Source organism: Maribacter confluentis, assembly GCF_030505015.1.
Classification (GTDB): domain Bacteria; phylum Bacteroidota; class Bacteroidia; order Flavobacteriales; family Flavobacteriaceae; genus Maribacter; species Maribacter sedimenticola.
Window position 1 is genome coordinate 2,754,103 of the sequence record NZ_JAUKUC010000001.1, and the last position, 15,291, is coordinate 2,769,393.

General features: G+C 36.7%; 20 protein-coding genes. 16 read left to right on the top strand and 4 right to left on the bottom strand.

The genetic code is table 11. The features are described from left to right. Nucleotides 1-19 precede the first annotated feature (19 nt). Complete coding sequence (gene hutI / locus Q2T41_RS11920) at nt 20-1,291, bottom strand: imidazolonepropionase (protein WP_304436281.1); 1,272 nt, start codon at nt 1,289-1,291, stop codon at nt 20-22. Further along, on the bottom strand, nt 1,272-2,846 hold the full coding sequence (gene hutH / locus Q2T41_RS11925; protein WP_304436282.1) for a histidine ammonia-lyase: 1,575 nt from the start codon (nt 2,844-2,846) through the stop codon (nt 1,272-1,274). The genes hutI and hutH overlap by 20 nt, the downstream gene beginning before the upstream one ends. Before the next feature lie 84 nt (nt 2,847-2,930). Between hutH and Q2T41_RS11930 the strand changes: the two genes are divergently transcribed. Together Q2T41_RS11930 and Q2T41_RS11935 are read left to right on the top strand one after the other, a co-directional pair. After that, nucleotides 2,931-3,818 (top strand): LysR family transcriptional regulator, encoded by an 888-nt coding sequence (locus Q2T41_RS11930; protein WP_304436283.1) that lies wholly within the window; start codon nt 2,931-2,933, stop codon nt 3,816-3,818. Between the two features lie 89 nt (nt 3,819-3,907). Beyond that, nucleotides 3,908-4,465, top strand: a complete 558-nt coding sequence (locus tag Q2T41_RS11935) for a nitroreductase family protein (RefSeq protein ID WP_304436284.1) — start codon at nt 3,908-3,910, stop codon at nt 4,463-4,465. 2 nt (nt 4,466-4,467) lie between these two features. Here the strand turns inward: Q2T41_RS11935 and Q2T41_RS11940 are convergent, their stop codons facing one another. Beyond that, nucleotides 4,468-4,983 (bottom strand): DUF456 domain-containing protein, encoded by a 516-nt coding sequence (locus Q2T41_RS11940; RefSeq protein ID WP_304436285.1) that lies wholly within the window; start codon nt 4,981-4,983, stop codon nt 4,468-4,470. Nucleotides 4,984-5,130: 147 nt separating this feature from the next. Here Q2T41_RS11940 and Q2T41_RS11945 point away from each other — a divergent pair, with 147 nt between their 5' ends. Genes Q2T41_RS11945 through hemW form a run of 7 tightly spaced genes read left to right on the top strand, consistent with a single transcriptional unit; the run spans nt 5,131 to nt 11,147 of the window. Next, nucleotides 5,131-5,514, top strand: coding sequence for a BlaI/MecI/CopY family transcriptional regulator (locus Q2T41_RS11945; RefSeq protein ID WP_304436286.1), 384 nt, complete (start codon nt 5,131-5,133; stop codon nt 5,512-5,514). Between the two features lie 19 nt (nt 5,515-5,533). Beyond that, entirely contained in the window at nt 5,534-7,366 is a 1,833-nt protein-coding gene (locus Q2T41_RS11950) for a TonB family protein (RefSeq protein ID WP_304436287.1), read from the top strand. Continuing rightward, nucleotides 7,367-8,506 carry a tetratricopeptide repeat protein gene (locus tag Q2T41_RS11955; protein ID WP_304436288.1) on the top strand — a complete coding sequence of 380 codons (1,140 nt, stop codon included), beginning with the start codon at nt 7,367-7,369 and terminating at the stop codon, nt 8,504-8,506. It abuts the gene before it with no gap. A 41-nt stretch (nt 8,507-8,547) separates the two neighbouring features. After that, entirely contained in the window at nt 8,548-9,024 is a 477-nt protein-coding gene (locus Q2T41_RS11960; protein ID WP_304436289.1) for a hypothetical protein, read from the top strand. 5 nt (nt 9,025-9,029) lie between these two features. Then, a complete protein-coding gene (ruvC, locus tag Q2T41_RS11965; RefSeq protein WP_089259158.1) occupies nt 9,030-9,587 on the top strand; it encodes a crossover junction endodeoxyribonuclease RuvC in 558 nt (185 codons plus the stop codon). Nucleotides 9,588-9,617: 30 nt separating this feature from the next. After that, nucleotides 9,618-9,977: a four helix bundle protein gene (locus Q2T41_RS11970; RefSeq protein WP_089259160.1), complete on the top strand. Its 360-nt coding sequence runs from the start codon at nt 9,618-9,620 to the stop codon at nt 9,975-9,977. 36 nt (nt 9,978-10,013) lie between these two features. Further along, entirely contained in the window at nt 10,014-11,147 is a 1,134-nt protein-coding gene (gene hemW / locus Q2T41_RS11975; protein WP_304436290.1) for a radical SAM family heme chaperone HemW, read from the top strand. 12 nt (nt 11,148-11,159) lie between these two features. Here the strand turns inward: hemW and Q2T41_RS11980 are convergent, their stop codons facing one another. After that, nucleotides 11,160-11,348: a hypothetical protein gene (locus Q2T41_RS11980; RefSeq protein WP_304436291.1), complete on the bottom strand. Its 189-nt coding sequence runs from the start codon at nt 11,346-11,348 to the stop codon at nt 11,160-11,162. Between Q2T41_RS11980 and Q2T41_RS11985 the strand changes: the two genes are divergently transcribed. The 7 genes from Q2T41_RS11985 (at nt 11,339) to Q2T41_RS12015 (ending at nt 15,291) form a co-directional block, all read left to right on the top strand. Continuing rightward, a complete protein-coding gene (locus Q2T41_RS11985; RefSeq protein WP_304436292.1) occupies nt 11,339-12,085 on the top strand; it encodes a cyclase family protein in 747 nt (248 codons plus the stop codon). The two genes, Q2T41_RS11980 and Q2T41_RS11985, sit on opposite strands and share 10 nt — an antisense overlap. Nucleotides 12,086-12,087: 2 nt before the next feature. After that, the gene (locus Q2T41_RS11990; protein ID WP_089259168.1) at nt 12,088-12,447 is read left to right on the top strand and encodes a DUF4260 domain-containing protein; all 360 of its coding nucleotides are present in this window, start codon (nt 12,088-12,090) and stop codon (nt 12,445-12,447) included. Next, on the top strand, nt 12,440-13,060 hold the full coding sequence (locus tag Q2T41_RS11995) for a DUF4230 domain-containing protein (RefSeq protein ID WP_144804405.1): 621 nt from the start codon (nt 12,440-12,442) through the stop codon (nt 13,058-13,060). Before Q2T41_RS11990 ends, Q2T41_RS11995 begins: the two co-directional genes overlap by 8 nt. Before the next feature lie 23 nt (nt 13,061-13,083). Continuing rightward, on the top strand, nt 13,084-13,479 hold the full coding sequence (locus Q2T41_RS12000; RefSeq protein ID WP_089259172.1) for a Dabb family protein: 396 nt from the start codon (nt 13,084-13,086) through the stop codon (nt 13,477-13,479). 12 nt (nt 13,480-13,491) lie between these two features. Beyond that, nucleotides 13,492-14,040: a GNAT family N-acetyltransferase gene (locus Q2T41_RS12005; protein WP_304436293.1), complete on the top strand. Its 549-nt coding sequence runs from the start codon at nt 13,492-13,494 to the stop codon at nt 14,038-14,040. Nucleotides 14,041-14,200: 160 nt separating this feature from the next. Then, nucleotides 14,201-14,554, top strand: coding sequence for an MmcQ/YjbR family DNA-binding protein (locus Q2T41_RS12010; RefSeq protein ID WP_144804409.1), 354 nt, complete (start codon nt 14,201-14,203; stop codon nt 14,552-14,554). A gap of 122 nt (nt 14,555-14,676) precedes the next feature. Continuing rightward, a complete protein-coding gene (locus Q2T41_RS12015; RefSeq protein WP_304436294.1) occupies nt 14,677-15,291 on the top strand; it encodes an ExbD/TolR family protein in 615 nt (204 codons plus the stop codon).

Consider the following 15,291-nt stretch of genomic DNA (forward strand, 5'->3'; position numbering starts at 1 on the left):
AGTTTATAATAGCTGTAGGCTAATTATGTTTGTCATAAACCAGCGAGCCGTTTTTCCAAACCATGCAGGGTTTAAAATTGCCTTGGTTATATAAAATGTCTTGATAATTGCTTGTATGGAATACAGCTAAATCTGCCAAACCACCTTCTTTTAATATACCTCTATCGGTAAGGTTTAAAGCTGCTGCGGCTCTAAAAGTAATACCGGCAAGAACTTCTGTATTGGTCAGTTTTTCAAAAGTTCCTAAAATACTGGCCTGGGTAAGTAAATCGCCCATGGGGGCAGAACCAGGATTATGGTCGCTTGCAATGGCCAAAGCACCACCGGCATCAAGAATTTTTCGTGCAGGGGCAAAAGCGCACCCTAAACCTATTGAAGCTCCTGGTAATGCGGTAGCTATAGTAGTACTGTTGGCAAGATGGTGCACTTCTTTATCCGTACTTGCTTCTAAGTGGTCTGCACTTATTGCATGGAAATCTATGGCGACCTTGCTTCCGCTTGTGGTAAACTGGTCCGCATGTACGGTAATATCAAAACCCATCTGCTTTGCAGTTTCAAAATAGGGTTGTACCTGTACTGGGCTAAAGGCACTTTGCTCTATAAAGGCATCAATACGATTGGCGAGTTGTTCTTTTAGAAGTACTGGAAAAAGTTTCTTGCTCATCTCATTAAGATATTCTACTTCCGTACCTTTATAATCCTTGGGTAACATATGCGCTGCTAAGCATGTAGGTACCAAATCTGCCAATGCATCATTATTAGCGATTTTTATAGCCCTTAACATTTTTAATTCTTCATTTACCGTTAGACCATAACCACTTTTAACTTCAATGGTAGTCGTACCATTTTTTAAATGACGGTTGGCCAATTTTAAGGTACTCTTTACCAATTGTTCTTGGGTGGATTTTCTTGTTTGGGTCACAGTGTCCCAAATACCCCCGCCAGATTTTGCAATCTCTAGATATGAACTGCCTGCATTGCGCATAGCATAGTCATTGGCGCGCGAACCCCCAAAACAAATGTGGGTATGGCAATCTATAAAACCTGGTACACATACATGGTTACCTTTTAAATGGTGAATATGGGCATGGATATATTTTGCCTTAAGCGATTCAAAAGTTCCGATCGCTATAATACGTTCGTTTTTTAATACAATGCCACCATCTGCAATGATGGACAATTGACTATCGTTCAATGCACCTTTCAACGGTAGTCCCGTCATTGGTATAATTTGTTTAAAAGGACCTATCAGTGTTATTTTTTCCATAGCATCAATATACTTCGAATTCATTTGAATATTTTGTCGTTAATGAAATGCCATGTTCTTTTTGAACACGTTCCACTACTTTTAATATGGTTTTGTTACGGATCATTTGAATGCCTTTTTCAATGTCATTGGCAAAAACACGGTCCTTACAGGCAAATGGCACTTGATCACGTACAGCATTGTGCACTTCGTCCAGAAATATTCCAGATTTTAAAGGTTTTCTAAATTCAAAGGCTTGTGCCGCGGTGAGTAATTCAATGGCGAGAATTTTCTCTACATTACCAAGTACCTGTAATGCCTTTCTACCGCCTATGGAACCCATGCTCACATGATCTTCTTGGCCCAATGAAGTGGGTATACTGTCCGCACTGGATGGAAAGCACAATCCTTTATTCTCACTTGCTAATGCTGCTGTGGTATACTGCAAAATCATGTAACCGGAATTTATACCCGTATCTTTCATTAGTAATTTAGGTACTCCAGGGTTGTTACCTTCCAAAGCTAAATAAATGCGCCTATCTGAAATATTGCCAATTTCAGATGCAGCTAGGCAGGCATAGTCCAAGGCCATTGCCAAGGGCTGGCCGTGAAAATTACCTCCGCTTATGGTCAGTTCCTTATTTATAATGACCGGGTTGTCCGTAACGGAATTCAATTCAACTTCTACCAGTTCCTTTAAGTGCAGCCATGTGTTACGTGATGCACCATGTACTTGGGGAATACACCTAATGGAGTAGGGGTCCTGTACTTTTTCACAATCAATATGATCTTCCATGATTTCAGAACCTTTCAATAATTTTTTTACCCTTTTGGCAACATGGATATTTCCTTTAAACGGACGAAGGGCATGAAGCTCGTTGTAAAAAGGTTTAACCGAACCTTGGAGTCCTTCTATCATCATGGCTCCAATTATATCGGCCTGCGCGAGCAAGGCATGAAATTTTGCCACAACCTTAACGGCGTGCGCCGCTATAAATTGGGTACCGTTAATCAACGCCAATCCTTCTTTTGGGCCTAGGGCAATAGGTTTTAACCCGGTTTTTTTGAACAAGATTTCAGAGGTAATGATTTCATTGTTATAGGAAACTTTACCTAACCCAATTAAAGGTAGAAACAAATGGGACAAAGGCGCTAAATCTCCCGATGCACCCACAGAACCTTGGGACGGTACAACCGGTATGGCATTGTTTTCTATATGCCAAATAATTCGCTCCAAGGTGTTCAATGCTATACCGGAATATCCTTTGGCCAACGACTGTGCTTTTAAGATGAGCATAAGTTTTGCGATGTCTTTCTCAATAGGCTTGCCTACCCCAACACTATGGCTTTGAAGAATGTTGGATTGTAATACACTGGTTTCAGATTTGGATATTTTAGTGGTACACAATGGTCCAAAACCGGTATTGATGCCATAGACTGGATGTCCTTTGTCTACAATTTGCTGGACGATGTCCCAGCTTTCGCTGATTTTTTTGACAGCTTCATCCGTAATGATCAATGAGGTGTTTCCTTTGGCAATGGATAAAGCCTTTCCTACGGTCAACCAATCTTCTCCCAATTTAAATATCTGTTCGCTCATAGTTTTGACGTCTCAAGATTTAATTTAAAATTAATACCTATTTTTAATAATCGGTAATATCAATTTTATCATCAATTCATTACTATGGGTAATCAAATAGAGCTACGTCATCTCACATATTTTCTGGCGGTGGCACAAGAGTTACATTTTAGAAAAGCGGCGGAAAAATTGTTTATTTCCCAGCCGGGATTAAGTAGGCAGATCAAGCAAATGGAGGAAATATTAGAGACCCAACTCTTTGAGCGTAACAAGAAAAAAGTTTCCTTGACCCCTGCCGGGCATTACTTAAAGAAGGAGGTTATCTTTATATTTAATTATTTGGAAAAAGTTGAACGTCAATTAAAATTAGTTGGCGATGGCAATAGTGGCGAGCTGCGAATAGGTTTTTTAGGTTCTGCCATGCAAGAGGTCATACCCAAACTATTACTAAAGATCAAAGAGGTCTATCCAAATGTAAAATCATCATTGGAAGAGCTGACCAATACGGCACAAGTGGATGCCGTGCTCAACGATCGGCTTGATATGGGATTTGTGCGCCTATCTCGTGTACCGAATACCTTGAGGATGGAAACGGTGTTCAAGGATACTTTTTCTTTGGTATTGCCTGAACGTTATCCAATGATTACAAGGGAATTTGAAGGTATGCACCAATTTAGCAATGATGAGTTTATACTTTTTAGTCAAGCGTATAGCCCTTTATATTATGACACCATCATGAGTATTTGTCAAGATGCAGGTTTTGTACCTAAAGTTTCGCATAAATCCGTTCATGCGCATACCATTTTTAAGTTGGTAGAGAATCATATGGGAATTGCCATTGTACCTACTGCGCTACAAAACGGTTTTCAAATGCGGGTAAAGTTCATTGAGTTAAAGAATATACCCCAACGTGCAGAGTTGTCCGTTATCTGGAAAAAGGAACATACAAATCCTGTTTTAAAAAATTGTATGGAATTATTGATCGGTAAATAGGCGTTGTGAGCGTCAAGGCTGCTCATTTTAATATTTGTCTAACAGTTGGTTTATTGCCTATGCCTTAATTTTACCTATAAATTATAACAATGATATTTGATCTAATAAAAAAAAGACGCTCTATTTTTCCAGTACAATATAATGATACACCAATTGCAAAGGCAGATATTGAAAAGGTGTTGGAGTCCGCCAATTGGGCCCCTAACCATAAGTGTACGGAACCATGGCGATTTAAGGTCATTCAGGGAGAGGCAAAAGCACGTTTGGGGACATTTATGTCAAAGAAATACCAAGAATTGGACCCCAAGCCAAAAGCAATTAAAATAAGAAAGTTGCAGGAAAATCCACAACGTGCCAGTGCCATAATCGCCATTTGTATGCAAAGGGACCTAAAAGAGTCCTTGCCGGAATGGGAGGAGGTTGCTGCAGTAGCCATGGCCGTACAGAATATGTGGTTACTATGTACAGAAATGGGTATAGGCTCTTATTGGTCTTCACCGGGACTCATAAAATACATGGATGAGTTTTTTACCTTGAACGAAGGCGAAAAATGTTTAGGCTTTTTTTATATGGGCAATTTTGATGGAGAATTACCAGAAGGAAAACGTAATTCCATTACCTTAAAAACCAAGTGGATCGATCATTGATATTAATTGAAATACGGAAACAAAGCCTCTTTATGCTCCCAAGCCCGTGATATAAATAGGCCCAAGTAGACTATGGCGACCAGAAATTTTATAAAGGTACCGGTCAAAAAACCTAAAAATGAACCAAAGGCCGCTTTCGTAGCGGTTTTTTTATCCGCCTTGTTCAATAATTCGCCTACTAGTGCCCCAATAAATGGCCATATAATAATACCAAAGGGTCCCAGTATTGGAAATATGAGGGCTACCACCAGGCCTATAGTGGTGCCGATTACCCCCGCTTTAGTACCTCCAAATTTTTTGGTGCCCATGGCAGGGATGATATAATCCAGCGCAAAAACAATTAATGCAATGGCCAAGGTTATACCTAAGAATGTCCAGTTCATGGAAATTGCTTTGGTCATATAAAGCAGTAACAAACCAATCCAACTAATTGGTGGACCCGGTAAAACGGGTAAAAAACTGCCAAGGATACCTATAAGCATAAAGATAAACCCCAGAACTAATAAAACTATATCCATTTAAATTCTATTCATTGTTATCCATAAGACTAAGATAAGTCTCAATTGTTACATGGAGTTTCTACTATCTTCAATTTTTTTAACTAAAAAATTAGTTTAAACTAAAACTTTAGTTATATTTGAAGAACAAACTAAAAATTTAGTTGAATGAAACAGTTGACAAAAGCAGAAGAAGAGGTCATGCAAATCTTATGGCAATTGGGAAAAGGTAACGTAGCTTCCATTATAGAAAAATTACCGGAACCCAAGCCCGCTTATAATACAATTTCTACCATTGTGCGTATTTTGGAAAGCAAGGGTTTTGTAGACCATGAACAAGCAGGTAGGGGGCATATCTATTTTCCCTTGGTCAAGAAAACGGACTATAGCAACCAATCTATTACCCAATTGGTAGATAACTATTTTCAAGGTTCCTTTAAGAGTATGGTATCTTTCTTTATGAAGAAGAATGATATGAGCCTAACAGAACTGGAAGCTGTTATGAAAGAGATTCAAAAAACGGAAGATCCCATTAACAAAAAGTCCAAATAATTTCTAACACAACCATCATATGTTACAATTTGTTCTAGAATGTATTGCTTTTCAATTGCTGTTTTTGGTGATTTATGACTTCTTTCTAAAGCGGGAAACCTTTTTTCAATGGAACCGGGTATACCTTTTGGCAACATTTATACTTTCCTTGGTATTACCGTGGGTGAAAATAGAAGCATTTAAGCAACAGGTGCCACAAAACCTTGTAATGTATCCAGAACTATGGTGGAACTTTCAAAAACTGGAAATAACGGCTACCGCTATAGACGAGCCATTTTTTAATATTACCTGGCAAGAGGGCCTTTTATATGGAGGAATGTTGGTAGCTTTTGTGTTGTTTCTGCTGAAATTAGGGCAACTGCATCTCTTGAAAAAGCATGGTAAAAAGATAAAATATCCGGAATTCACTCAAATTATCATTAGTAATAGTACCATGGCTTTTTCATTTTTTAAATCCATTTTTTTGGGCGATAAGGTAGTGGCTAAAAAACATGATACCATTATTGCACATGAATTGGTCCATATAAGACAAGGCCATACGTGGGATCTTTTATTTTTTGAACTCATGCGAATCATTGCATGGTTTAATCCTTTGGTTTACGTATACCAAAACAGAACGGCAGAGCTTCACGAATTTATTGCCGATGCCCAAGTTAGTAAAGAGCAACAGCCCGCTCATTATCAACAGTTGCTGGCTCAGGTATTTGAAACGGAACATATATCATTCATCAATCAATTTTTTACAAAATCATTAATCAAAAAACGAATAGTCATGTTACAAAAATCAAAATCAAAAGATGTATTTAAGTTGAAGTATTTATTATTGATTCCTTTAGTATTGGGTATGTTAATTTATACCAGTTGTGAAAGTGAATCTACGACAAGCGAGGTGAAAAATCAAGAACTATCCTTAAATGACGAAGCACTGATTGAAGATATTAAATCTGAAATTAAGCAAGCAAAAATCCAATATGGTGAAAATTGGTTTATTGAAATGCCTAATATATTTGGAGACAACCAACATAAAGATTTTTACATTCAAACCAAAAAAGAATATTTTAGAAGTAGTTTGAGTTTCATTTATTACATGTCTGATTTGATGCAGAAGTATCCTGGTAAATTGAAAATTGATCCAGCATCTATGGTTTATCCATCAGAAGAGGAATATACCAATTATGTAAAAAGAGAAAAGGCATTTCAAATTCTTGATGAAAATCTTAGAATATCTGTAAGCGATAAAGATATGTCCATTCATCTAATAGAAAAAGACGATAAAAATTTAGGGCCGGGTGATTGGATTACGGTAGAAGATGTAAAGGATTTGACCGGAACTGAAATAAAAAAGGTCAATAAAGCTCTTGATTTGATTAAGGGTACACCTAGAAATGTCGTAATTAAAGATGAGCAGTATTCATTTTTAATATTAAATAAAATACGCCAACCACTGGATTTAAATTTTTTAGAAGAATCTAGTAAGAATTCTACCGGTAAAAGTGAGCAAACCGAAACTATTTCTTTTGCTTCGATAGATCAAGTCCCAATTTTTCCAGGATGTGAAAATGCTTCGGATAAGCGAGGCTGTTTTAATGATAAAATTCAACTTCATATCAGCAAAAATTTCAGGTATCCAATTGAAGCTCAAGAGGCAGGTTTACAGGGCAGGGTAAGTGTTATGTTCATGATTACTAAAGAGGGGGCAATAGAAAATATTCGTTTAAGGGGGCCTGATAAATTATTGGAAGATGAGGTAGAGCGTATTATAAAACGATTACCTAATATGACCCCCGGTAAGCATCAAGGAAATACGGTAAATGTTCCTTTTTCTATTCCTGTAACCTTTAAATTAAAATAGGTGAAAGCCGTAGCATTATTATTTGTTGGTATACATATGGTAGTTTACGGTGCCCAAACGCCGGTAAATGCCACTGCAGATAGTCTGTATATGTTAGGTGATTACACCAAAGCCATTAACGAATATGCCAAGATAGAAGGCGGTGTTGCGGGGCTTCAAATTGCAAGAAGCTACAATGCCATTGGTAATTATGAAAAAGCTATTATTCAATATGAAAGTCTTACTTCAGCAAATTCAACCAACCAGTTGGCCCTGTTTGAACTTGGTAAGCTTCTTCTAAAAACAAATGAACATACCAAAGCTACAAAGGTCTTTATGCAACTTGTTGGCCTTAATGCTGTAAATCCAGAATATCAATATTACCTAGGTGAAGCTAAAAGAAAGGATGATAATGTAGCTGCGAGTATTAAGCATTATAAAAAAGCAATTGCTATCGATGAAACTCATTTAAGAAGTCTGTTTCAACTTGCAAAATATTATACCATCAAGCAAGAGCGGGACAAAGCGCTTGATTACATTGAAAGGGGTTTGGATCTTTATGCAAATGATGTTTCTTTGATTAATCTTAAAGCTTTGGTATTATATAATGACTATCAGTATAAAAACGCTATACCTTGGTTTAAGAACGTTTTGGAGCTGGGGGAAACCAAGGATTATGTGTATGAAAAGTTGGCCGATAGTTATTATCATAATTGGGAATTTATAAAGGCCAAAGACACCTATAAAATTTTATTAGGTCGCGATGATAAAAATTCCCAAACCTATTTTGGATTGGCAAAGGTCTATGAAAAGGAGAAAAAACTAGACAGTGCAAAGTTGTTCATTAATAAAGCAATGGATGTTCAAAAACCAATTTTTGCACAAGGATATAGTGCATTAGCTGAAATTGCAAGACAACAAGATGATATTAATGTAGCCTTTTCCTATTATAAAATGGCTTATAAAGAAAATTATCAAGATGCACGTATTTTCTATAACGTATGTACTACATACGATAATTCTGGAGCAGAACCTGAAAAGAAATTGGCCTACTATGAAAAATTCTTAAAGGAGTTTCCAAACGAACACCCCTTTTATTATGAAACTGTAAAAAAACGAATCAAGGAACTAAAGGAACAAATCCATTTTTCCAAAGATTAAACTCCCTAAAAAATCGTAATTTTCCCTTTAGAATAGGAGTGATGAAACGATATTTGCCCTTCTTGATAATTACTTTTTTAGGTTCTTGCACCTTCTTTGAATCCAAAGAAAAGAGAACCCAAGAGCTTATTAATGAAGAATTGGGACAAATAGACTGGAACACGGTAGATTCCTATCCTTTTTTCTATACCTGTGACGAATCTGCTTCTAAAGCAGAACAAAAAATATGCTTTGAGGAAACATTGATTTCCCATTTTCAGGAAACCTTAAATGATTTTGAATTTACCTTGACCGACGCGGAAAGTGAAACGGTAAATGTAATTTTCGTGATAGATACCTTGGGTGAAATTAAAGTTGTTGATATTGAAAAAGATGCATCTGTACTGGATCAAATGCCAGAATTTGATGGTATTATTACGCAAAGCTTAAAGAATCTTCCTAAACTTGCACCCGCTTTAAAACAAGCAAAACCGGTAAATTCCAAATACCGTATTCCGGTAAAATTAAATACAAATTAAGCATTTTGGCTAACGAAAAAATAATATTGGGAATTGACCCGGGAACAACGATTATGGGTTTTGGACTCATAAAAGTCGTAAATAAAAAAATGGAGTTTCTTCAAATGAACGAACTGCTGCTTCAAAAGTACAATGACCCCTACACCAAACTTAAGCTTATTTTTGAACGTACCATTGAACTTATAGACACTTATCATCCAGATGAAATTGCTATAGAGGCGCCCTTCTTTGGCAAGAACGTACAATCTATGCTGAAATTGGGCCGTGCACAAGGTGTAGCCATGGCTGCAGGCCTTTCACGTCAAATACCTATTACGGAATACCTTCCTAAAAAGATTAAAATGGCCATTACCGGTAACGGAAACGCCAGTAAGGAACAGGTCGCTAAAATGTTACAAAGCATGTTAAACCTGAAATCTCTTCCCAAAAACCTGGATAGTACAGATGGACTGGCCGCCGCAGTATGCCATTTTTATAATGAAGGCCGGGTCGAGATCGGTAAAAGTTATACCGGTTGGGATGCTTTTGTAAAGCAGAATGAGAAAAGGGTGAAAAGAAATTGACAATTAGCAATAAACACTAATTAATTAGCAATGAATAATGAAAACCCTCTTTTAAGTAAATCTTATGATTTCGCTTTACAAATTATTAAACTAAATCAGAAGCTAGTGAATAATAAGGAATATGTTTTATCTAAACAACTTTTAAGAGCTGGAACATCCATAGGTGCAAATATTGCTGAGGCTAATGGAGCAATTTCAAAAAAAGATTTTTCTGCGAAAATTTCAATTGCCTATAAAGAAAGTTTAGAAACCAAATATTGGCTAAATCTTTTAAGAGATTCGGAATATATTGAATTAACAATCGCGAACAGATTACTTGAAAGGGCAGATGAACTTTCCAAAATAATGTTTGCAATACTTAAATCAACAAGGATTAAAAAACCAGAGTAATTGTTAACTGTTTATTGCTAATTGCTAATTGATCATATGAGCGGAATCTACATTCACATCCCATTTTGTAAGCAAGCGTGTCATTATTGTGATTTTCATTTTTCTACCTCAATGGGAAAAAAGGAGGCTATGGTAAAAGCATTAGCAAAGGAAGTGGAAATGCGAAAAAATGAGTTCTTGGCTGAAACGGTAGAGACTATTTATTTTGGAGGAGGTACCCCATCCGTTCTACAGACCGATGAAATAGAGCACATATTGAATGCGGTGCGTACGAATTATAATGTTATAGATAATCCTGAAATTACTTTAGAAGCCAATCCCGATGATTTATCCGAAGAAAAAATTCTACAATTGGCAGAAAGTTCAATAAACCGGTTAAGTATAGGGATTCAATCGTTTTTCGAGGAAGATTTAAAATTGATGAATAGGGCACATAGTGCCAATGAGGCGGAGAAATGTCTAAAATTAGCAACCGAGTATTTCGATAATATTTCAATCGATTTAATTTACGGTATGCCCAATATGAACGTTGTACGTTGGAAAGAAAATATAGATAAAGCCCTTCAATATGATATTCCGCATATATCTAGTTACGCGTTGACGGTAGAACATAAAACTGCACTTGCCAAATTTGTTGACCAAGGCATGGTAACACCCGCAAGTGATGAAGAAACGCAAGAACATTTTAACCTTTTGAGCGAAACGCTTGTAGAGGCTGGCTATGACTGCTATGAAATTTCCAATTTTGGTAAACCAGGGTATTACTCAAAGAATAATTCCGCCTATTGGCAGCAGAAAAAATATATTGGCATTGGTCCGTCCGCACATTCATTTGATGGTGTACGCAGGGGGTGGAACATCAATAACAACCCTAAGTATATTAAAGCGATCAACACCGGTATTTTGCCTATAGAAATAGAAGTCCTTTCTACTACTGATAAATACAATGAGTATATCATGACCGGACTACGAACCATTTGGGGGGTATCGCTACATAGAATTGCAACTGAATTTGGAGAAAAATATAAAGAATATGCGTTGTTGCAAGCGGAGAAATATATAGCAGAGCACTTGCTGTTTTTTGACGGAGAAGTCTTAAAAACAACTAAAAAGGGTATGTTTTTGGCAGACGGTATTGCATCGCACCTGTTTATGGTCAATTTAAAATAGGTTGTTCTTACCCTAAATTCCATTATATAGATAAAAACCGATTAGAAAATCTTCCCATAAACCATTTGGGGAATAGAAGATTTTCAAATTAGGGCCATCTTCAGCCTTTGTTATCGGAAACAGGTTAAAATGTTGTAATTTTCTGCATTGAATCAACCAGCTATAATCAACGATCACCGGTCCATTTGAAAATGAAAGCAATAATTCATCATAACCATAAGGAATACCAAATTGACCTTTCTGAACCGTTAGATATCTCCATTGCAATTTCCGGCAATGATAAGAACGTAAATGCCTGGTATGTAGGACCTCCAAAAATAGCACCACATGTAGATGGCAACTTTGTAGGGGCCATAGTAAGTGGGTCTTCTACTAATTTTTTTGACATTAGTTTTAATCCGCATGCCCATGGTACCCATACGGAATGTATTGGTCATATTTCCAAGGAACACCAGTCTATAAATCAGCATGTACATCAATTCTTTCATTTTGCAGAATTGATTACAATTACACCGCAAGAAAAAAATGGGGATTTGGTCATCACTAGACAACAAGTAGTAGAGTCCATGAATGCCAACCGGCCCCAAGCGTTGATCATACGTACATTGCCCAATAGTAGTGACAAGCTATACCGAAAATACTCACATACCAATCCACCTTATATCTTAGAGAATGCCATGGAATATATACGGGATTCAGGAGTGGAACATCTATTAATAGACCTACCTTCTGTAGATAAGGAAAAAGATGATGGAAATCTTTTGGCACACAAAGCTTTTTGGAATTATAACGGGAAAATACGAATGGGGGCAACCATAACGGAGTTTGTCTATGTAGAAGATGCCATTAAGGATGGTCCCTACTTTTTAAACCTTCAAATAGCCCCTTTTGAAAATGACGCAAGTCCCAGTAGACCGGTAATGTATAAAATTTTATAATTATGAAAAACCTATTAAAGCTTGAAGAAGTAACACTTATGGTACTGGGCATATTTATGTTTGGTCTGTTAGGGTATTCATGGTGGTGGCTGCCGGCCTTGATTTTGGTTCCGGATGTTTCTATGGTTGGTTATCTCTTTGGTTCCAAAGTAGGAGCGGTATGCTATAATATTGCGCACCATAGGGGCGTAGCGGTACTTTTATATTTTGTAGGTATCTATTTTATGTTGCCCATTGTGCAATTAATAGGAACAATTCTTTTCATCCATACGGCCATGGATCGTATCTTTGGGTACGGACTTAAATATGAAAAAGGATTTAAGTTTACCCACTTGGGTGAAATAGGAAACACAAATGGATAATATATTCGATACATTTTTAGGTTTAATATTAGGAGCCATTGGTACGTATTGGGTCTTTACCTTTTTTAGGGGAAAGAAATCCAAGGAGATTACAACGCATCAATCTACGGTATTGTTGGAAAAAATGAAAAGTGTATGTAAGCTCATTTCCATTGAAGGTGATTTTGCGGAAATCTATAAGTATGAAAATGTAAAGGATTTCATGAGCTTGGTCAGTAGTAAGAAAAAGGCCTTGGTCGTCATTAAGGCTAAGGCACATATAGGGTATGACCTGAATAAATTAATGATGCACGCAGACGAAGAAAGAAAGTTGATCGTTTTGGATAATTTTCCGCAACCAGAAGTGTTGAGCATAGAGCCTGAACTGGAATTTTATGATATTAAGAGCGGGTTTTTCAATTTTTTTGTACCGGAAGATTTGACGAGGTTGAACGCTGAAGCCAAAACCCATATCCGTGAGAAAATTCCAGAAAGTGGACTTATGGAAAGTGCACGTAAAGAGGCACTGCAAACAGTACTGATCATGGAAAAAATTGTTGAGACCATAGGGTGGAAATTAGATTATACCGCACTAAAGATTCCACAACGGCAAATAGAAAAGTTAGAACAGTAACCATAACCTAATATTATTTAAAAATGAAAAACATAATTTGTATTCTTGCAATAACCTTAATGACCAATTTTAGTTTTGGTCAAAATGAAAATGAAATGACAACTTTTGACTCCAATTTTACGCACACGGTATTTTTCTGGCTGAAAAATCCGGACAATGCCGCTGACCGCACTGCATTTGAAACTTCTTTAAAGAAATTTTTGGACAACTCCGGTTATGCCAAGACCAAATTTATTGGTACTCCTCCAAAAGCAAGTAGAGATGTTGTAGATGGTTCCTTTACCTATTCCTTAATTGTAACTTTTGAATCAGATGAGGCTCAGCAAGCTTACCAGGATGAAGCACCTCATAAATTGTTCATAGAGGAATCTAGCGACCTGTGGTCCAAGGTAATCGTCTACGATTCTAAGGGTATTTAAAATTAATTTGTGGTGGTTTATAGAAATGCCGTTAATACAGATGCAAGGGCTATCGCAAATTTACATGCCTTAAGTTGGCAAAAACATTATAGGCAATCTTTTAGTGCGCATTTTTTAGATGTTGAGGTTTTTGACGAACGAATAAGGGTTTGGCAGAAAAGATTTCAAAATCCTAAAAATACACAGCATATTCTTTTGGCAGAAGAAAAGGACCGTCTATTGGGGTTTATTTGTTCCTATTTTGATGAACACCCGGTGTACGGCACGTACTTGGATAATTTGCATGTAGACAGTCAGGAAAAAGGTAAGGGCATTGGCACACAATTAATGTGCAAACTAGCAGAAGAAATCCTAATCGGAAAATATAGTCATGGATTTTACCTTTGGGTATTGACCACGAACAAACCGGCAATTTCATTTTATGAACGATTAGGAGGTAAGGCAATGGATACCGTCAAGTCAGATGATATAGGAGATACTATCTTTTACAAGACAAGATATGTTTGGAGCAATATGCAGGATTTCTTGAATTTAGCAAGGTCAAAAACAACGACTAACTAGACATTATTGATCCATTTTTTGTTTAATGAAATAAAAGTTAGGATTATATAAAAGGTTTAAGGAAAGAAGTACAACGTACATGGTACAATGTATCTTTCACTAAGCACAATGAACATTCTTTACTGGGCACTAAATACTAACCTTTATATACTAAATTGCAATGAACATTGAAGAATTTAGGGAGTACTGCTTAGCTAAAAAAGGAGTAACAGAGGGCTTTCCGTTTGATGAAAAAACTTTGGTATTTAAAGTAATGGGCAAAATGTTCGCGGTATGTGGTCTTGAGCGCATACCCTCACAGGTTAATCTCAAGTGCGACCCAGATAGGGCCATTGAACTTCGTGAGACACATGACGGTATTATTGAAGCTTGGCACATGAGTAAAAAACATTGGAACACTGTGTATCTAGAAAGCTTGCCGCCAAATTTTATCAAGGAACTTATTGATGATTCCTATCACTTGGTAGTCGCCAAGTTTACCAAGAAGTTAAAGGCTGCTTTGGATGCACTTTAAACAATCTTGAATATTTCATTTGTAAAGCCCATTTACTCACTCAAATGGGGTGTTCGCTCATTGTTGTTTTCATTCGCTATTTAAATTATAGTACTTAATAGTGCAAGTAAAATGCACTATTTATGAATAACCATAGATTACCTCAAGAAGTTAACGCTGGCTCAATGGCGGATATCGCATTTTTATTGTTGATATTTTTTTTGGTCACCACTACCATAGAAAATGATGAAGGCTTAAATCGATTAATGCCTCCGGAAAATAAGGATATCATAGATATTAAGCAGCGGAACATTTTTAAAATCGTCATTAATGACAGTAATCAAATATTGGCAGAAGATGATATAATTGACCTTGAAGATCTTAAAGGCCAAGTAATCTCTTTTATTGATAATGGAGGGCTATCTGCAGATCATGATGAATTTTGTACGTATTGTAAAGGAGACCGCTTGGAGGATTCTTCAGAAAACCCTTCAAAGGCAATTATATCAATCAAGTCATCAAGAAATACTAGTTATCCTGTTTATGTAGCCGTCCAAAATGAGGTTGTTGCGGCATACAACCATTTAAGAAATAGGGAAAGTTTAAGAATGTTCGGCATTTCTTTCGAAGCAATACATAGAGAATATTTCAGCGAGGAAATAAAAAACGATAAGAAAGAAATACTAAAGGACCGTCTTGAAATCATTAGGGAACTCTTTCCCCAAAAAATTCTAGAACCAGAATCCATAAATAATTAA